The sequence below is a fragment of the Cryobacterium arcticum genome (assembly GCF_001679725.1).
GTDB classification, from domain to species: Bacteria; Actinomycetota; Actinomycetes; order Actinomycetales; family Microbacteriaceae; genus Cryobacterium; species Cryobacterium arcticum_A.
The window spans coordinates 2927723-2945992 of the sequence record NZ_CP016282.1; the positions used below are offsets into that span (position 1 = coordinate 2927723).

Annotated in this window: 19 protein-coding genes and 1 pseudogene; 9 read left to right on the forward strand and 11 right to left on the reverse strand. The window is 67.8% G+C overall.

The genetic code is table 11. The features are described 5' to 3' along the window. Positions 1 to 16: 16 nt before the first annotated feature. Positions 17 to 757, forward strand: coding sequence for an alpha/beta fold hydrolase (locus PA27867_RS13195; protein WP_066597060.1), 741 nt, complete (start codon positions 17 to 19; stop codon positions 755 to 757). 328 nt (positions 758 to 1085) lie between these two features. Next, positions 1086 to 1565 carry a DUF1579 domain-containing protein gene (locus PA27867_RS13200; protein WP_066597061.1) on the forward strand — a complete coding sequence of 160 codons (480 nt, stop codon included), beginning with the start codon at positions 1086 to 1088 and terminating at the stop codon, positions 1563 to 1565. A 147-nt stretch (positions 1566 to 1712) separates the two neighbouring features. Here the strand turns inward: PA27867_RS13200 and PA27867_RS13205 are convergent, their stop codons facing one another. Then, positions 1713 to 2120 (reverse strand): VOC family protein, encoded by a 408-nt coding sequence (locus PA27867_RS13205; protein ID WP_066597065.1) that lies wholly within the window; start codon positions 2118 to 2120, stop codon positions 1713 to 1715. Between the two features lie 104 nt (positions 2121 to 2224). After that, positions 2225 to 2923 (reverse strand): helix-turn-helix transcriptional regulator, encoded by a 699-nt coding sequence (locus PA27867_RS13210; protein WP_066597070.1) that lies wholly within the window; start codon positions 2921 to 2923, stop codon positions 2225 to 2227. Positions 2924 to 3123: 200 nt separating this feature from the next. On the opposite strand from PA27867_RS13210, the gene PA27867_RS13215 reads away from it, so the two are divergent. The 6 genes from PA27867_RS13215 (at position 3124) to PA27867_RS13240 (ending at position 7545) form a co-directional block, all read left to right on the forward strand. Further along, positions 3124 to 4167: an iron-containing redox enzyme family protein gene (locus PA27867_RS13215; protein WP_066597073.1), complete on the forward strand. Its 1044-nt coding sequence runs from the start codon at positions 3124 to 3126 to the stop codon at positions 4165 to 4167. Further along, the gene (locus PA27867_RS13220; RefSeq protein ID WP_084021130.1) at positions 4164 to 4469 is read left to right on the forward strand and encodes a CDGSH iron-sulfur domain-containing protein; all 306 of its coding nucleotides are present in this window, start codon (positions 4164 to 4166) and stop codon (positions 4467 to 4469) included. Before PA27867_RS13215 ends, PA27867_RS13220 begins: the two co-directional genes overlap by 4 nt. A 301-nt stretch (positions 4470 to 4770) precedes the next feature. Next, entirely contained in the window at positions 4771 to 5121 is a 351-nt protein-coding gene (locus PA27867_RS13225; protein ID WP_066597074.1) for a GntR family transcriptional regulator, read from the forward strand. Between the two features lie 3 nt (positions 5122 to 5124). After that, complete coding sequence (locus PA27867_RS13230; protein ID WP_066597077.1) at positions 5125 to 6093, forward strand: DUF3093 family protein; 969 nt, start codon at positions 5125 to 5127, stop codon at positions 6091 to 6093. A 78-nt stretch (positions 6094 to 6171) separates the two neighbouring features. Continuing rightward, complete coding sequence (locus tag PA27867_RS13235; protein WP_066597079.1) at positions 6172 to 6867, forward strand: alpha/beta fold hydrolase; 696 nt, start codon at positions 6172 to 6174, stop codon at positions 6865 to 6867. Between the two features lie 78 nt (positions 6868 to 6945). Continuing rightward, entirely contained in the window at positions 6946 to 7545 is a 600-nt protein-coding gene (locus PA27867_RS13240) for a class I SAM-dependent methyltransferase (protein WP_066597081.1), read from the forward strand. Between the two features lie 141 nt (positions 7546 to 7686). On the opposite strand, the gene PA27867_RS13245 is transcribed toward PA27867_RS13240, so the two are convergent. The 3 genes from PA27867_RS13245 to PA27867_RS13255 are packed head-to-tail and all read right to left on the reverse strand — an operon-like array spanning position 7687 to position 10512. After that, on the reverse strand, positions 7687 to 8289 hold the full coding sequence (locus PA27867_RS13245) for a response regulator transcription factor (RefSeq protein WP_066597083.1): 603 nt from the start codon (positions 8287 to 8289) through the stop codon (positions 7687 to 7689). Continuing rightward, positions 8286 to 9563 carry a sensor histidine kinase gene (locus PA27867_RS13250; protein ID WP_066597085.1) on the reverse strand — a complete coding sequence of 426 codons (1278 nt, stop codon included), beginning with the start codon at positions 9561 to 9563 and terminating at the stop codon, positions 8286 to 8288. Before PA27867_RS13250 ends, PA27867_RS13245 begins: the two co-directional genes overlap by 4 nt. A gap of 4 nt (positions 9564 to 9567) precedes the next feature. Further along, complete coding sequence (locus PA27867_RS13255) at positions 9568 to 10512, reverse strand: alpha/beta hydrolase (protein ID WP_066597087.1); 945 nt, start codon at positions 10510 to 10512, stop codon at positions 9568 to 9570. Positions 10513 to 10898: 386 nt separating this feature from the next. Here PA27867_RS13255 and PA27867_RS21195 point away from each other — a divergent pair. Beyond that, positions 10899 to 11090: pseudogene (locus tag PA27867_RS21195) on the forward strand (J domain-containing protein); the annotation flags it as partial. Between the two features lie 547 nt (positions 11091 to 11637). On the opposite strand, the gene PA27867_RS13260 reads toward PA27867_RS21195, so the two are convergent. The 6 genes from PA27867_RS13260 to PA27867_RS13285 all read right to left on the reverse strand — a co-directional run bounded on the left by PA27867_RS13260 (position 11638) and on the right by PA27867_RS13285 (position 18259). Then, entirely contained in the window at positions 11638 to 12897 is a 1260-nt protein-coding gene (locus tag PA27867_RS13260; protein WP_066597088.1) for an exonuclease domain-containing protein, read from the reverse strand. A gap of 190 nt (positions 12898 to 13087) precedes the next feature. Further along, the gene (locus PA27867_RS13265) at positions 13088 to 14107 is read right to left on the reverse strand and encodes an aldo/keto reductase (RefSeq protein WP_066597091.1); all 1020 of its coding nucleotides are present in this window, start codon (positions 14105 to 14107) and stop codon (positions 13088 to 13090) included. A 15-nt stretch (positions 14108 to 14122) separates the two neighbouring features. Next, on the reverse strand, positions 14123 to 15145 hold the full coding sequence (locus tag PA27867_RS13270) for an SDR family oxidoreductase (RefSeq protein ID WP_066597092.1): 1023 nt from the start codon (positions 15143 to 15145) through the stop codon (positions 14123 to 14125). Beyond that, positions 15142 to 16044, reverse strand: coding sequence for a carbohydrate ABC transporter permease (locus PA27867_RS13275; protein ID WP_066597093.1), 903 nt, complete (start codon positions 16042 to 16044; stop codon positions 15142 to 15144). Before PA27867_RS13275 ends, PA27867_RS13270 begins: the two co-directional genes overlap by 4 nt. Continuing rightward, positions 16041 to 16973 carry a carbohydrate ABC transporter permease gene (locus tag PA27867_RS13280; protein ID WP_084021134.1) on the reverse strand — a complete coding sequence of 311 codons (933 nt, stop codon included), beginning with the start codon at positions 16971 to 16973 and terminating at the stop codon, positions 16041 to 16043. Before PA27867_RS13280 ends, PA27867_RS13275 begins: the two co-directional genes overlap by 4 nt. A gap of 29 nt (positions 16974 to 17002) precedes the next feature. Continuing rightward, positions 17003 to 18259 carry an ABC transporter substrate-binding protein gene (locus tag PA27867_RS13285; RefSeq protein WP_066597095.1) on the reverse strand — a complete coding sequence of 419 codons (1257 nt, stop codon included), beginning with the start codon at positions 18257 to 18259 and terminating at the stop codon, positions 17003 to 17005. Between the last annotated feature and the right edge of the window lie 11 nt (positions 18260 to 18270).

An 18270-nucleotide genomic window follows, 5' to 3' on the forward strand; every position in this document is an offset into this window, starting at 1 on the left:
CTACGAGAGTAGTGACATGACAACTACAACGAGCAGTCCCACCATCGTTCTCATCGCGGGCCACTGGCTCGGCGCGTGGGCGTGGGATGACGTCCTTGACCACCTGACAACCGACCACGCGCGGGCCGTCGCGATGACCCTGCCCGGTCTCGACGGGGACGATCCCGAGCGGGCGACGAAGACCCTCGACGATCAAGCCACCGCGATCCTGGATCTCTTCGCTCGACTCGGGGTCTCCCAGGACCAGCCCGCGATCATCGTCGCTCACAGCGGGGCGAACTTTCCCGTGAGCCTCGTGCTCGACCGGCACCCGGAGCTTGTGCGGCGAGTGGTGTGGGTCGACTCCGGGCCGGTAGCCCCGGGAAGCGTCTTCGCTGCCGATCTACCGGAGGGGATGACGGAGCTTCCGCTGCCGCCCTTCGACGCTTTCCCCCCGCAGGCGAGCCTCGAAGGGCTGAGCGCCGAGGCTCTCGAGCGTTTCCGGGCCCGAGCGGTCCCGGAGCCGGGCCCCGTGCTTCGTCAGCCCCTCGAGCTCACGAACGATGCCCGGCGCGCGGTTCCGACCACCCTGGTGTGCTGCTCGATCCCGAGCGCGCAGATGCTGGAGCTGGCCCGATCCGGCCATCCCATGTTCGCCGAGGTTGCGAGCCTCGAGCACCTCGACGTCATCGACCTCCCGACGGGCCACTGGCCGATGTGGAGCCGCCCCGGCGATCTCGCCCAGGCCATTCGGGTGGCGGCGTCTCGAACCGACTGACCCGCCATGGGGCGGCCGGCCCGGGCGCCGCACATCCGTCGGGGCTTCGCTGCACCTCGTGTGGCTGGATGCGCCAGCTATAGGGGGCGCATTCAGCCACACGGGGCGCACTGCGCAGGCTTGGGAGCACGACCGCTGCAGTGGTCGCGGCTCAGCGGCAGTGCTCGCTAGCTCACTGCAGTGGTCCAGCACTCTCGCCGCCAAGTGGCCTTGGGGGCGGCCTCTGGAACTGGGAAGGTTGTCAGGGCCGGGGCATCCGAGCTCCCTCATTCGATTGGCGAGGCGTGACCCGGCCCGGCACATCGCGCTTCGAGCAAAGGACGGTCTTATGTCGACGAACGGCCCGCAGGCCCCCTCCGATTTCGACTTCATCCTCGGCGACTGGACGGTTCGGCACGAAAAGCTGGACGGCATCTTCAGTGGCGCCGATACCTGGACCACCTTCGATGGGCTCTCCAGCACGCGCACCATTCTGGGCGGGTTCGGCAACGTCGAAGACAACCTCCTCCAGCATTCGACGGGCGACTTTCGCGCCGCCGCCCTCCGCTCGTACTCCGTGGCGGATGCCGAATGGTCGATCTGGTGGCTCGACGGCCGCAATCCGACCGCGCTCGATACGCCCGTGCGTGGGGCGTTCGCCGACGGGATCGGCACCTTCCTGGCCGAGGACGTGCTGCACGGGGTGCCCATTCGTGTGCGCTTCATCTGGGATGCGACCGGAGCAGAGCCCACCTGGCAACAGGCGTTCTCGAACGATGCCGGCCTGTCGTGGGAGACGAACTGGCGGATGACGTTCCGGCGAGCGTAGCCCACCTCGGCGGACGAGGAGCGCCCTGACGACCAGGCGATCAGGCGCGCAGGGCGCGTCCCGGCACCAGTGTCGGTGGATGCGACACCCCACTTCCCGAGGCCCGGTCAGCGGTGTCCTGCTCGACTGACCAACTTGCCCGGTCTGTCAGACGCCGGCCGCCGCGAATTTGGCGATCGCGGCGGCGGTCACCGGCGTGAAGAGGTTCACCAGGGTGCCGTCGGGATCCCGCACCAGCTGGGATCTGTTGCCCCAGGGCAGGTCGCGCGGTTCGCCGAGTAGCTCGATGCCGCCGGCGGCGAGCCTCGCGCTGAGCGCGTCCACATCGGCCACCAGGAACTCGACGATGGCGGAGTGATTGTCGGCCGGGCGGGCAGAACCGGGCCCGAAGATGGCGACGGTGCGAGTGCTCCCGATGGCCAAGGTGCCGTTGTGGGTGCGGAGTTCCGCGAACTCAGCGTTCGGTCGGTCGGCGGTGAGTCCGGTAATGGTTTCGTAGAACGTGACCAGCCGGTCGACGTCATCGGTGATCAGGCGGAGGGAGACGAGGTTCATGGGGGGCTGCTCTTTCGGGTCAAGGCGCGCGGGGCATCGGCGACACTCACCATGCTTACGGGCGGGAGCGACAGCCCTATGTCGGTGTTTCTCCGACGTCATCGTCAGAGCAGCGTGAGGGTGAGCAGGTCTCCGTCGGGCACCTGGATCTCGTCGGGCCGCACGGTGCGCCGGGGTGCGCGTTCGGCGGTGGCCGTGACCCGGTCGATGCGGTCGAGCTTGAAGGCCCGGATGCCCACGCGCAGCCGGCACCAGCCGAGCAGGTACCAGCCGGTGGTGGAGCCGACGTACCCGAGCGGCTCGACATCCCGCACGGTGCTGGTGCCCATGCGGTCGGTGTAGCGCAGCCGCAGAACATGGCGGGCCGTGACTGCCTGGGTGAGTACCGCCGGGATCGGTGGCGCTTCGGGGCGCGCGCCGACGAAGTGGATGCGTGCCGCCAGCTCGGTCGCGTCGTGCGCGTCCGTCTCCCGCATGGCCACCAGCAGCTTGCGCAGCGCGGTGTTGCCGGCCTGGTGGAACGGTGTGCCGGACAGGCCGCGCAACGCCACCGCGAGGGCAACGGCTTCGTCCGGGCTGAAGTTCACCGGCGGCAGGGTCATGGCCGCATCGAGGCAGTAGCCGCCGGTGCGCCCGGGTTCGGCCCAGACCGGCACGCCGCTCTGCTGGAGCGCGCTGATGTCGCGTTCGACGGTGCGGGTGCTCACCTCGAACCGGCCGGCCAGCCAGGCGGCACTGCGAGGTCGCGGGGCGATCGCCCGCAACTCTTCCACGATCGCGTACATACGGTCGGTGCGATTCATTTGCTCTGACACTACGGGCATTATTGGGTTCGGGCCGCTGACGCCGCTCGGGTTGTGAGGTGGCAGGTTCGCCACGGGCCCGGCACCGGTGTCGGTGGTCGAGTGTCGATGTCGGTGTCGGTGGTCGCGTGTAGAGTCGGCCATCTTGGCGGCGCAGCCACCCGGGCGCGCCCAGCCAGCCGACTAGCGAGGTAACGCACATGCGCATCCCCACGTCCCGAGGCCCGGTCAGCGGTGCCCTGCTCGAGCTCCTCGACAGCTCCCCCACCGCGCCCGACGCCGCCCTTGCCGCGGTGCTGCGCGAGCGCACCGCCGCCGCTCTGGCCGAAACCGTCGATGTGGTGCAGGACGACGACCTGCAGACCGCGCTGTTCCTGGCGTACGAGCTGCGCTACAGCGGCCTGCACGGTGTCGACGACGACTGGGAATGGCACCCCGAGGTGCTTGCCCTGTGCGCGGCGATCGAAGCCCCGTTCGAGCAGGCACTGCGCGAACGCGCATCCGTGCCCGAGCTGCCCGAGCCCGGCGTGGAGAGCGTCGCAGCGGCCCTGTTCGAGTTGACCGGGTCGGACTCCGGCCCGAGCGTCTCCCGCTACCTGGCGAAGAAGGCCACCGACGAGCAGGCGCGGGAGTTCCTCATTCTGCGCTCGATCTACCAGCTCAAGGAGGCCGACCCGCACACCTGGGCGATCCCGCGGCTGCGCCGCCACGCGAAGGCGGCCCTCGTGGAGATCCAGGCCGACGAGTACGGCGGCGGCCGGTTCGACCGCATGCACGCCGAGCTGTTCGCCCGAACGATGCGCGGAGTGGGCCTGGACGCCACCAACGGCCACTACGTGGACGTGGTGCCGGCTATCACGCTGGCCTCGAGCAACATGATGACCATGTTCGGCACCCACCGCCGGCTGCGCGGCGCCATCGCCGGGCACCTCGCCGCCTTCGAGATGACCTCGTCGCTGCCCAACCGGCTCTACGGCAACGGATTCCGGCGGCTGGGTTACGACGCCGACGTCACCTTCTACTTCGACGAGCACGTCGAAGCGGATGCGGTGCACGAGCAGATCGCCGCCCGCGACCTGGCCGGGTCCCTCGCCACCGACGAACCGGAGCTGCTCGAGGACGTCTTTTTCGGCGCCGCGGCCGGACTCTACGTGGACGGCCTGGCCGGCGCGCAGCAGATCGACGCCTGGACGGCCGGCAGCTCGGCCCTGCGAGTGCAGCAGACTGCCGCGGTGCCCGCATGACCGAGCCCGCCCAGCCCGACGCCCGGCCTGCCAAGCGGTTTGACGACCAGTGGGACGACGAGCCCGACACCGGTGCCACCGAGCCGGTGAGCATCACCGCGTACCCGAACGGTCCGCTGCTGGTGCGCGGGCCGTTCGAGATTCTCACGCCCACGGGCGAGGTGATTCCGCCGCGGCGGAAGACCGTGGCACTCTGTCGCTGCGGGGTCTCCTCGCTCAAGCCCTTCTGTGACGGCAGCCACAAGGCCATCGGGTTCCGCACGGAGCAGGAGCCGCCGGCGCCGCAGCCCCCGTTGTCCTGATCGCCTCGAGCGCGGGCCACGGGTCCCAGGAAGTTGAACGAAGTCCCTGCCGTGGCCGTCTCTGACCGGGACGACCTCAGGCGGCGGCACCCGGACGATCTATTCGGCTCCCACATGCGGGGAGAAGGCGGAAGACCATCCGTCACTGCACCACTTGTCGGCGACCGCACCCGCTATATCGGGCGCGGTCAGCGGCACGAGGAGCAGTGACGCCGGCACGGCGCAGTGCGCACCCGCCGCGGAGGTCTGTGAGGCCGGACGGGGGCTTGGCACGTCGCATTGTTCTAGTAACATTGCAAACATGTTGTTTCGGGTTGATCAGGCGTCGTCGGTGTCCATCGCCGACCAGTTGGCCGTGCAGGTGCGCGCGTCGGTGGCCGACGGCTCCCTGGCGCCGGGCACCCGGCTGCCGCCCGCTCGCGAGCTGGCCAGCGCCCTCGACATCAACATGCACACCGTGCTGCGCGCCTATAAGCAGCTGCGGGACGACGGGATTCTGGAGATGCGGCAGGGCCGCGGCGCCTCGGTGCGGGCGGATGCCGGCGCCGGCACGGTGCGCCTGGCCGAGCTGGCCGACGCTCTGCTCGCCGAGGCCCGGAAGCTCGGCGTGACCCTGCCGGATGTGCTGACCCTGATCCAAAAGAGAGGCTGAGCCATGCCAGACCAGACCACCATCGACGCCGTCCCGGCGCTCGACCCGCGCGCCACCGGGCGCGACCGGCTCGCGGTCGGGTTGCTGTGGCTGCCGGTTGTCACCGTCCTGGTGACGGCGCTGCAGTGGTACGACGAACTTCCCGCCGAGTTGCCCCGACAGTGGAACGGGACCGAGGTCACCTCCACGTCGCCGAAGGCGCTCATGCTGGCGATCACCGGCGGCATCGCCCTCCTCGCCGCGTTGGCCGGGCTGGCCGCTCTCTCCCGCCGCACCGCCGACATCCGTCGCACGCTGCTGCTCGTCGCGGGTTGTGCTGCCGGACTGGGCACGGGCATCTGGCTGGTGACGGCCGGGCTCGTCCTGGTGAGCGGGACGCCGGAACCCGACTCGGGCGGCTGGCCGCTGCTCGGTGTGCTGGCCGGCGCCTTCGGGCTGGTTCCGTTCGTGCTGTCGCCGCGGCGCCCGATTGAGCCCCAGCAGCACTCCCCCGTCTCGGTGCCGCTGGCCGAGAGCGAGACCGGCGCCTGGTTCACCACGGTGAACGTGCCACTGTTCCTCTGGCTCGCCGCCATTCTGGGCCTGGCCACGGTGGCGCTCGCGGTGCTCAGTGTGGCGCTCGGCGGACCGGGAGCCGGCGGCGCGGTGACGGTGGGGCTGGTAGCGCTGTCGTGCCTGGCCTTCGGCCGGTTGCGGGTGAGCGTGGACCGCCGCGGACTGCGGGTGATATCTGCTTTCGGGGTGCCGCTGCGGCGGTTGCGGCTCGACCAGATCGTGTCGGCGCGCACCGAGACCATCGTGCCGATGGAGTGGGGCGGCTGGGGCTACCGCATCATGCCCGGCCGGTCTGCCATCGTGGTGGCGGGCGGTCCCGCCCTCGTCGTGGAGCGCACCAACGGAACCCTGTTCGCGGTGACGCTGCCCGAGCCGGAACTGCCGGCCGCGCTGCTCACGACCCTCGCGGCGCGCTAACCTGCCGGCCTCGGACAGCACCGTGGCCGTGTCGGGCCATACCCGGCCGATGTCGGTGCCTCCGGCCAGACTGACCACGTGAAAACAATCCTGATTCCACCGCTGCTCTGCTCCGCCCTTGCGTACGCGCCCGTGCTCGATACCGTCTGGACCCATGGCCAGGTCACCCTGGCAGACACCCGCCGCGATGACACGATCGCGGCCATGGCCGCTCGTATTCTGCGCGAGAATGCCGGCGAGTTCGCTGTTCTCGGCACCAGCATGGGCGGGTATGTGGCCCTGGAAGTGATCCGGCAGGCGCCCGAGCGGGTCACCGCCCTGGCCTTGGTGAGCACCTCCGCCCGCGCGGACACCGCCGAGCAAGCGCAGGCGCGGGCCCGCCAGTCCGCCCTGGTGGAAGACGGGCAGTTCACCGCCCTGGTCGACGCTGCCTTTCCCGGCGTTGTCGCAGCGGAGAACGAATCCAACGGCGCCCTTCTAGCTACCTGGCGCGCCATGGCCGAGCCGGTCGGTTCGGCGGCCTTTCTCCGCCAGCAGAAGGCCGTGGTGCAGCGCGCCGACCTTCGCTCGATACTGCCGTCCATCACGTGTCCCACGGCCATCATCCATGGAGCACAGGACCGGCTCATCCCCCTCGCGGCCGCCGAAGAAACGGCGGCCGCGCTGCCGACAGCCCGGTTCACGGTCATCGAGGGTGCCGGCCACCTCCTCAGCCATGAGCAACCCGCCGCCGCCCGCGCCGCCGTCTCCGATTGGCTCGAGTCTGCCTTCTAGCCAGGAGCGGACCCCGACCCGCGCGATCCCGAAGTAATGCCACCACGTGTGCGTGTCCTGCGTCCTAGGCTCGGAAGTATGACGCCCGACATCACCGCCGCGTATACCCGCCGCGCCCTGGAGTACTCGGAGCGACTGGGCTCGATGACGTCGGTCCATATGTTGGATCTGCACGTGGTTACCGAATGGGCTGAGCGGCTCGACGGCCCCCTGATCGATGCCGGGTGTGGCCCCGGACAATGGACGGGCCACCTGGCCGCTCGTGGGGTCGACGTGCAAGGCGTGGACCTGGTCCCGAGCTTCATCGCCCATGCCCGACGCACCCATCCCGGGGTGCCCTTCGACCTCGGCGACATTGGAGCGCTGCCCAACGCACCCGGCACGGTCGCCGGCGTGCTCGCCTGGTACTCCCTCATTCACCATGAGCCCAGCTCTCTGCGGGGCGCCCTGGCCGAGTGCGCGCGAGTGCTGCGCCCGGGCGGGGAACTCCTGCTCGGGTTCTTCGAGGGCCCGACGCTCGAGCAGTTCGAGCACGCCGTCACAACCGCCTATCGCTGGCCTGTCGACGCCCTGAGTGATGAGCTGCGCTCCGCTCACTTCGACGTCGTCGAGACCCATACCCGCACCGGGCCGGGGCATCGGCCGCACTGGGCGATCATGGCGCGCGTTTCCGTCTAATCGGATGCCTGCGGCCGCTTCGCTGGTTGAGCTTGTCGAAACCAAGTGAGACGACCTACGAATCGTGGACCCAGCGAGCCCCGCACGCAGACACCTCCCGGGGACTTGACAGGCTCGTCCAGGCCAGCATTCCCGCGCTAGCTAGATCCAGCCCTGCTCCCACGCGGCCGCCGCCGCCGCGGTGCGCGAGTCGGCTGCGAGCTTGGCCATCGCGGCGGAGATGTGGTTGCGCACCGTCCCGTGCGCGAGGCCGAGCTGCTTCGCGATGTGCCGGGTGGCCAGGCCGTCCCGGGCCAGCCGGAGCACGTCCACCTCGCGGGGTGTGAGCGGGTTCTCCTCCTCGGTGAGCGCCGCGGTGGCCAGGCGCGCGTCGATGTACCGCTCGCCGGCAGCAACCGAGCGGATGATCGTGGCCAGCTCCGACGCCGGGGTGGACTTGGGCACGAAGCCGCGCACTCGGGCGGCGAGCGCGCGTTTCAGGGTGCCGGGCCGGGCATGTCGGGTGACGATGATGACCTGGGTGTCCACCAGGCGTAGCAGCCGTTGGGCGGCATCGATGCCGTCGAGCCGGGGCATCTCCAGGTCGAGCAGCATGATCGTGGGGCGGTGCGTGATCGCCGCGGCCATCGCTTCCTCCCCGTCGGCGACGTCCGCGACGACCTCGAGGTCGGGTTCGAGCGAGAGCAAGGCCACAAGGGCGCCGCGGATGAGTTCCTCGTCATCGGCGATCACGATCCGGATCATCGGCTGGCCTCCCGTCGGGTTCGTGCGGCGGCTGGGACTCGGCCGTCGGCGGGCGTGCCATCGTCAGAAGCGCCGGCCTGCGCCGGGTCGGGGGCGGCGGCATCCGTCGCGGGCACCCGCACCACCAGCGTGAAGATGTCGTCGGTGCGGGTGGTCTCGACCGTGCCGTGTTGCGCGGCGACCCGGTGGGCGAGGCCGGACAGGCCCGTTCCGCCGGGCCGCACGGCACCGGCAGCGTTGTTGCTCACCGTCAACCGGTACTCTTCCGCGTCCGCGAGCACCAGCTCGATAGTGGCCTCGGTGGCACGGCTGTGCCGGAGCACGTTCGTGGCCGCCTCCCGGATCGCGACGGCGAACACGGCGCCGATCCCGGTGGGCATGCCGGGCGTTTCGATGCGGGCCTCGCAGCGGATGCCCGCGGAGCGCAGCACCGCTGCGGCGTTGCGCACCTCCACGGCCACGGTGACCGTGCGGTAGTCGTTCACGACCGCGCGGGTGTCGTCGAGGGCCGCTTGGGCGATCACCCGGATGTCGGCGATCTCGCGGGCGGCCTGCTCGGGGCGTGCGGTGAGCAGCCGTTCGGCCAGCTCGCTCTTCAACGCGATCACCTGCAGGTTGTGGCCCTGGATGTCGTGCAGGTCCGTGGCGAATCGGAGCCGCTCCTTCGCCACTGCGAGCTCGGCCGCGGTCTGCCGGGCGTGCTCCAACCGAAGCACCACCTGCAACGCCCAGACCGCGCTCAACGGCATCAGCGTGAACAGGGCGAGGGTGCCGAGCACGATGAGGTCGGCCGTGTCGTCCGCACCGGCCGAGGCGACGACGGCCGGGGCGGTGAGGAGGCCGATCAGGCCGCCGCCGACGATGACCGCGTAGGTGCCGAGCACCACCGTGGCCTTCCACCATCCGTTCACCAGGCAACTGAGCACCCCGCCGGCCAAAGCGAACAGGAACGCCCAGCCCCACCCCGCGAACGGCGCCGGCACGGCCAGCAGCCACGCCGCTCCGCTGGCACCGATCAGGGCGAGCACGAGCGGATGCGTCGGCGCGGCCTCGCCCGACACCCGGAGCAGCAGCGGAATGGCGGCAAGCGCGGCGGCGACGGCGGCCAGCGTGAGCACCGCGAGCAGGATCATCCGCGGGGTCGGCGGCAGGTTGACGCCCAACAACAGCTGCACGAAGCCGCCGACGAGCACCACGAGCCCGAGCGTCAGCACGGTGGAGCGGCGCATCATGCGCAGGTCGGCGGTCGGCGCGGCCTGCGCGGTGGGCGTCATGGTCTCAGCGTATCGAGAGCGTCGCGAGGAAGTCCGTGGTGCCCTGGGCGATCTCGGGCGAGAGGGTGTGGTGCAGGTAGTGGTCGCCGGTGAGGGGGATCACCTGGCCGGTGTCGACGCTCGCGGCCTGCTTGTCGTGCAGGGCGACCCAACCGTCCACATCGGTGTCGGTGGACTGCACGAAGAGCAGCACCGGGAGGTCGGCGGGGAAGGTTTGCCCGCTGACCGCGGCGAAGTTGGCGGGAGTGTTGTCCATCTCGTTCACCAGTGTCGGGGCGCCCGCGTTCTTACTGCTGAGCAGCTTCATCTGCTCGATGGTCTGCTCGTCGTAGGGCAGGCTCAGGTAAGGGTCGGGTGCCAGCCCGGTGAGGGCTCGGGTGATGCCCAGGGTGCTCAGCGTCGAGATCAGGCCGGCCGGAATCGGCTCGTCGGAGCCGGGCTGGTCGGGCACGCTGCTGTCGATGCCGACGAATGCGACGAGTTCGTCCGCGTAGGCGGCACTGTAGGTGACGGCGTAGATGCCGGCGATGGAGTGGCCCATCAGCACGTACCGGTTTACGTCGAGGTACTGGAGCGCCTCGTGCACCTCCCGGGTGATGTTCGCGGCGGTGCGCGGGGTGTCGGTTTGGTCGCTCAGTCCGGTGCCGAAAGGCTCGACCGCCACAACCCGGTAGGTGTCGTCGAGTTCGTCGATCAGGGGCTGGAAATCGAGGCCGGGCGCGGCGGTGCCGAGTCCCGGCAGCAGCACGATGGTCTGATCGCCGTCGCCGCTGAGCACCACGTTCATCTCCTTGCCGTCGACGGGAACCCGCTGCCCGTAGTCGGCGATCGAGGAGGCCTCGGAGGCCGTGGCGACGGCGTTGACCACAGCGGTCGTGGCGACGAGCAGCACCGGAATCGCCACGAGCACGCCGAGGGTGGAGAGCGCGATGCGCAGGGGTTTCTTCATAGGACTCGTCTCGGTTGGCCGGGCGGCGGGGGCGCTGCGGTGGTGTGAGACCAGCCAATCAAGTCCGGGTGGCGCCCGGAAGTGACCTGGTGTCATCGCCGACCGTGACAGTTGTCACGGCTAGGTCGGCTCACGTGAGTGATCTAGCAAACCGAGGTCAGGCGCTCTCTGCGACTGGCGGAGAGGTGACTGCCCCGCATTGGGGTTGGCGGCCCCTCGAGATTCCCTCTTACCTTGGTATGGGTACTACTCCAACGCTTGGGAACTGACGGGATATTGGTGATGCATCCAGCTCGTTGGCACCTAAGGGCGAGTCCGCGCGGAGTGAGCCGGTCGAGCCTGGACTTGCAAGGCGAATGCTCCCCCATCGTTGACTGGCTCGATAGATGACCCCTGAGTCCGCTAGCGCAATCCTCAACGTGCCACCAACGGCGTCGGCAGCAGAGATTCAACAGGCGTATAGGCTTCGGGCGCGGATGACCCATCCAGACCGGTTTGCTGGCGCGCCCAAATCGGACCTGGCTGCCGCGAGCTCCGAGTTCGTCCGGGTAACCGAAGCACGCGAGTTTCTCCTGGCCCACGCTGGTCGCGCCGCCTCCGCGGCGGCGACTGACGATGCGGAGCCCACTCAGTCAAACAATTCACCGCCTCCATCGCAACAGGCACGGTGGACAACGGAAGACCCGTACCGTCCTTCCCAAACCCAATCGACGGCAGCACCCAGATCAAGGTTTGCCGCCTTCGCAGCCACGGGTCTGATAGCTGCAGCGACGGTCCTCCTTGCGATCATCGTCTGGACGGCTTTCAACACGACTCCCGACTCGACCGTGGCGCCCAGCGATATTCTCTCTGGCGCCGACGTGGAAGTGGTCACAGAAACGGCATCCCTGCCCGAAGATTGTCAGGCCGGATTCGGCTGTTGGGCATGGTCGGTGACTGTGCGTGAAGACTGCCCGGCAGCGACAATCACCGTAAACCTGAGCGATACGCCTGACGGCGCGACAACGATATCAACGCATAGGCTGCGCCCCATAGTTGCTGAAGTTGGTTCCTGCTCGTGGAACATGGAAGCAAGATCGACGCTGAATACGCGGCGATTGAATCGATCACGTGCCGGTAGGCGGTTCAGGCGCGCTCGAGCAGCGAGCTCAGACCGGCTTCGCTCACAACCGGGATGCCGTAGTCCCGGGCCTTACGTGCCTTGCCCGACAATGAGTCCGGATCGGCCGCGACGACCAGCCGGGACTTCTTCGTTACCCCGGCGCCAGGCACGAACCCCCGGTGGATGAGCTCGGCGTGCCAGTCGGCGCGGGGCCGCTGCATCTCCCCGGTGAGCACGACGATGTCGCCCACGGTCAGCATGAAACGGGCTTGTGCGGGCTCCGCCGGCGCCACCGCGACGATGAGCTGCGGAGGTTGTAGGGCTGCAGCCACGGCGCTGGAAGGAAGCCCGAGCAGCTGAGCGACCGTGATGAGGTCTGCAATTTCTCCCTCGGTAAGCACGGAGTCGGCCCAGGCAAGGGCCACGAGGTCGGTGAAGTAACGCTCGTGCAGAGCCACGCAGGTGGCCCGGTCGATGCCGAGGTCTTCGGCGAGCTGCACGAGCGCCTGTGCCTCGTGGGCGGACAGCTCCCGGTCAAGGAGGCACAGATCGAGGAGTGCGAGGTAGTCGAGCTGCTCCGCCGGGCCGGCGAACTCAGGCATCTTCACCGTGATGCGGTCGAGCCAGGAGGCAGGAACCACCGGTCCGGACGGCACGACATCATCGCGGGACACCCAGACAGCAGGGTCGCCTAGGAAGGGCGGCCACGGTGCGGCTGCCGCAGCGGCGAGATGCGCCGCCCAGATGGGCGCATCCGGATCGTCGGCGATGTACGCGCCGAGCAGATGCGCGGTGGCGACCGCATCGGCGAGGGCTCGGTGGGCGTCGATGAGCGGGATGTCATAGGCCGCGCAGCAGTCGGATAGCTTGCGGCCGGAGCCCGGTAGAAAATCGCGGGCCAGCTGCATGGTACACAGGCCTTCGAGGTTCAGGCCCGCTCCGTAGGTGAGGCGGTCCAGCTCGGCGAGCAGAAAACTGATGTCGAAGCGCGCGTTGTGTGCCACAATCACCCGTCCGGAGAGCAGTTCGATGAGCTGTGGGGCGACGTGCGCGAAATCCGGGGCCTGCATGATGTCGGCGGCCCGGATGCGGTGGATGTCCTGCCGTCCGAGATCCCGGCTCGGGTTGATCAGGGTGTCCCAGCTGCCGGTGATGCGACCGCTCTCGTCGACGTGCACCACGGCCACTTCGATGACTCGGTGGCTCGACTTGGCGAACAGGCCGGTGGTCTCGAAGTCGATGACCGCGTAACCCTTGCTGTTCGACGCAGAATTGTGCCGCATATTGTCCACTCCCCCATGCGCCTGAGGCATCGGGGTGATGGCGGCGTCGGCTCAGCTTTCCAGGGTGGGGCCGTCCTGTCCATTCCCCAGTGGTGGTGTGTCAGGACTGCGTCGGTGAAGTCCGCCGCCGGGCCTCGGCGATGGACGCGCCGAGGCCCGGCACCCGGGTGCGATCGAGTTCCGGATTGATCTAGGCGAGAGCCCGGGAGCGTTGCTCACGACCAGCCGCACCGTAAGGCCATGCAGACGGCTCGGGGTCGCTGGCCCTATCGAGAGTCGCGAGATCTTCCGCGGAAAGCATGACCTCTACACTGCCGAGGTTGTCGGCAAGCTGCCGAGTGGTGCGTGCACCGAGGATTACGGAGCTGACAGCGGGTTGAGCGCTCAGCCACGCCAACGCGATTCGCGACATCGATTGGCCGTGCGCCTCAGCGATGCCCTGCAGCGCCTCCAGCACCCGCCACGTGCGCGGCTCACCTGAGCGCAGGTCGTAGGCCTCCACCCCACGCTCGGGATCCTCGCCGAGTCGGGTGGCGCCGGACGGCCGGCTTTCTTGGGAGTACTTACCGGCCAGCCATCCGCCGCCCAAAGGCGACCACGGCAGCACGCCCAACCCGTTGGCCTCGCAAGCCGGCAAGATCTCCCACTCCACTTCGCGCGCGAGCAGGTTGTACTGCGGCTGCATGGAAATGAGCGGGAACCTCCCACGCACGTTCGACGCCGCCTGGGCGATCTGCCAACCGAGGAAGTTGGACAGTCCTGCGTAGCTGATTTTGCCCGACTGCACTGCTGAGTCAAGAAATCCTAAAGTCTCATCCAGCGGTGTGACCGGGTCCCAGGAATGTACCTGGTACAGGTCGAGGTGGTCGACGCCCAACCGCCCGAGAGTGCCCTCTAACGCGCGACGAAGGTGTCGACGTGAAGTGCCGGAATCGCGCGCGTCAACGCCCACGGGGAAGCGACCCTTGCCGGCGATCACGAGCCGGTCCCGTGCGGCATTCGATTGCCCGCGCAGCCATTCGCCCACGATCTCCTCGGCATGGCCGCCACTGTAGACATCCGCCGTTTCAAGCATGGTCCCGCCAGCGGCCGTGTACTGGTCGAGCTGGGCGTGTGCTTCCTCGGCTTCGGTTTCGGACCCGAAGGTCATCGTGCCGAGCGTGAGAGTGGAGACAGCGAGCCCGGAACGTCCGAGGGTGGTGTACTTCATGGTGGAGCAGCCTTTCTAGAGGGTCGAAAGCGGTGAACGCGACTGAAGCGGTGAGCGTGGCCGGTAGGCCTCGACGAGTGCATCCATGACGGCATCCACACCCGGGTCAGTGACGCGGGCTTCGGGATGCTCGTCATGCCAGGCGATGATCTCCTCGGCGCCCCGGGCGAACGGCACGCGGCAGGTGAACTCGGGCACCAGGCGTTTGATCTTGGTGTTGTCGAACACCATCGAGTTGGCCTTGTCACCGAGCAACGCGGCGCCCCAGACGGGGTCGGCGGCGGCGATGGCCGTGGAGGCGATGTGCACGAGGTCGGGCTGCACTCCGGCGGCCCGCGCGATGTGTTCGTAGATCGCGTTCCATGTGAGCGCTTCGTCGGACGTGATGTGGAAGGCTTCGCCGATCGCCTCGTCGCGCCCGAAGAGGCCGACAAAGCCGCGGGCAAAGTCAGTGTGGTGCGTGATCGTCCACAGCGAGGTGCCGTCGCCGGGCACCACCACGGGGCGACCCTGTCGCATGCGCTCTACGACCGTCCACCCGCCGTCGAAGGGCACCATAGTGTGGTTGTAGGTGTGTGAGGGGCGCACGATGGTCACGGGAAACCCGCTGTGTCGGTAGGCGGCGACGAGTTCGTCTTCGCAGGCGATCTTGTTGCGGGAGTACTCCCAGTACGGATTGCGTAGCGGCGTGGACTCGGTGACAGGCAGACTGCGCGGCGGGGTCTGGTACGCCGACGCTGAGCTGATGAAGATGTACTGGTCGGTGTGGCCGGAGAAGATGGCGATGTCGGCCCGCACATGTTCAGCCTCGAAGGCGACGAACTGTACGACCGCATCGAAGTGCAGCCCGGCGATGGCCCGCTCTACGGAGCGACCGTCGCGCACATCGGCCCGATGTGCCGTAGTGACCGACGGCTGCGGGTTGGTGCCCGACCGGGTGAGCGTGTGCACGTCGTGCCCCTTGCGCAAAGCCTCGGCGACGACCGCTGAGCTGATGATGCCCGTGCCGCCGACGATGAGAACCCGCAGCCCGCTCATTTCACTCCTCCGGCGGTGAGACCGCTGACGATGCGGCGTTGGAAGACGAGCACCAGGATGATCAGCGGAATGGTCACGATGACTCCTGCCGCCATCTGGGTGCCGTAGGGCTTGTCGTACTGCGAGATGCCGGTGAATTGGGCGATTGCCACGGTTACGGGCTGGGCGTCTGGGGTCTGCGACATCGCGTTGGCGATCATGAACTCGTTCCACGCCGAGATGAAGACGAGAATGGCCGTTGTGAAGACTCCCGGCACCGCCAGCGGCAGGATGATCTTGCGGAACGCCTGACCGCGGGTGCATCCGTCCACGCGGGCGGCAGCCTCCAATTCCCACGGCATGGCGCGGAAGAAACTCACCAGAATGTAGACGCCGAGCGGCAGGGCGAAGCTCACATCGGGGATGATCATCGCTTGGAAGGTGTTGATCCAGCCCAGATCGGCGAAGAGCTGGAAGAGCGGGGTGAGGATTGCCACACCGGGGAACATCGAGGTCGCCAGGAACAGGCCCAGTACGGCGTTCTTGCCACGAAAGTCGAGCCGGGCGATGGCGTAGGCGGCGGTGACGCCGAAAAACAGCGCGATGACTGTCACACTGCCCGCAATCACCAGCGAGTTCCTCAGCGCGTAGACAAAGGTGTTCTGCGCGCCGAAGACGGCCGCGTAGTTCTCCAGCGTCGGCGCGAGCGGCAGCAGCGAGTTGTCGAAGATGTCGGCGGGGCCTTTGAGGCTGGTGACGAGCATCCAGTAGAACGGTGCCAGGCAGAAGATCGTGATCGCGGCCAGCGCAGTGTAGGTGCCGATAGTGCCCCACGTGGGAGCTGGACGCGCCCGCAGGGTAGCGTTCGGCCGGGCGGTCCTGCGAACGGGGGTCGACTCGAGGAGGGTTGACGAGGTCATTTCCCTTGGCCTTTCTTGCCGCCGGCCTGCTCGACGGCGTTCACTCCGAGGAGCCGCACGAAGAGATAGGCCGTGATGAAGATAAGAATGAATGTCAGCGTCGAAAGCGCGCCGCCGTATCCGGGTTTCAGCTGACTGAGCGTGGACTGCACAACCAGCACCGACAGGGTGGATGTGCCGTTCGCGCCGTTGGTCATGATCTCGGGCAGGTCATACATACGCAGGGCATCGAGCAGCCGGAACAGCACCGCGACCAGGAGCGCCGGCTTGACTAGCGGCAGGGTGACGAAGACGAACCGCTTCCACGCCCCAGCGCCGTCGAGCTTGGCGGCCTCGTAAACCTCATCGGGGATCACCTGCAGGCCGGCGAGCACCAGCAGGGCGATGAACGGGGCGGTCTTCCAGGTATCGGCGACGATAATCGCCACCATGGACGGAACCGCCGATCCGGTCCAGATGATGTCCGATCCGGTGAGGGCGTTGACGATACCCTGCGGGTCGAAGGCCCACTTCCAGAGCACGGCCGCCACGGCGGTGGGCACCGCCCAGGGGATGAGAACGCTAGTGCGAATGAGCCCGCGCCCGCGGAAGGCCCGGTTGGCGACGAGGGCCATGCCGAGCCCGATGAGGGTCTCGAGCACGATGGTCACCGCGGCGAACAGGTAGGTCACACCGGTGGCCGCCCAGAATTCCGGGGCGTAGTAACCCCAGAGCGCCTGCGCGTAGTTGTCCAGGCCGACGAACGGGACCTCGCCGATCCCGTCGCCGAACAGGGAACGGACCATAGACGAGCCGACGGGAAAGGCGATGACCAGCGTCAGCACGACTATCGACGGAATGACCAGCCAGAAGGCGAGTCCGCCATCCCTTTCGGGACCGGGGCGGGATTTTTGGGTGCGCCGCAGAGCGGGCCTCAGTGAGATCGACATGACTCGCCTTCTGGTTCTGGGTGCGGGTTCTACTTGATGGCCTGTCCGAGGTCTGCAGCCATCTGGGTGATCGCCTGGTCCACCGACATCGTGCCCTGCAGGGCGGCGTAGGCGTTCTTCTGAATGGCCAGGCTCACGGCGTTGTAGTTAGGTGTGCGGGGGCGCGGAACGGCCGTTAGTTCGGACTGCTCGAGGGTCGGCAGGTACGGGGACACCGTGACCAGTTCGGCATCCGAGTACAGGTCACTACGTACCGAGGCCTGGTTCATCACGCTGACGAGCACGCGCTGCGCTTCGTCGGACTGCATCCATTCGACCCAGGCTTTGGCCGTCTCCTTGTGCTTGGAGAACGCCGAGACGCCCAGGTTGATACCGCCGAGCGATGACACGCCGTTCCCGTCCTGTCCTGGCAGCTGAGCGATGCCGAACTTGCCCTTGATCGCCGAGCCTTCCTCGCTCGCCGCGGTGAACACGTAGGGCCAGTTGCGCAGGAACATCACATCGCCGTCGAGAAAGGCAGTCGCGCTCTCCTGCTCCTGGTACGTGATGCCGGCGGGGTTGATGTCACCGCTCTTGAACATGTCCACCAAGTGCCCCAGGCCGGCGCGGGCCTCGGGTGAGTCCACGGCCACGGACTTTCCGTCCTCGCTCAGGAACGAACCTCCCGCGGAGTTGATCGCTTCGGCCACGTTCACGGTCAGGCCCTCGTACTGGGCGAATTGACCGGCGTAGCAGTCCATGCTGTTCGCCTTGGCGATCTCGCAGTCGGCCGCGAGCTCCGCCCAGGTGGTGGGCGGCGTGTCGATCAGGTCGGACCGGTAGTACAGCAATCCGGCGTTAGTCATGAAGGGAGCAGCCCACACCTTGCCGTCGTAGGTTGCTGATTCCACTGCGGCGGGGAGAATATCGTCGCCGGCGACCTTGGCGGGATCGAGCTCCTCCAGCCATCCGTAGGCGGCGAACTCCGAGGTCCAGACAACATCGCCCCAGACGACGTCGTAGTTGCCGCTCTTGGCCTGGAAGTCCTGAACAAACGATGTGCGCTGATCATCAGGCGAGGCGGACAACTCCAAAAAGGTGACCTTTTGATCGGGGTTTTCCTTGTTCCACATGTCGATGAGTTGCGGCATAGCCCCGGTCAGGTCTTTCCCTGACGCGAAGGTAATGGGCCCTTTGCCGTCGTCGGATCCCTCAGATGCAGATCCGGAGCATCCTGTGAGCATTACGAGCAGGCCCGCAGTCGCTGTGGCGACTGCGGTAGTGACAAGGCGCTTCTTGCTGTGCATTTCAATCTCTC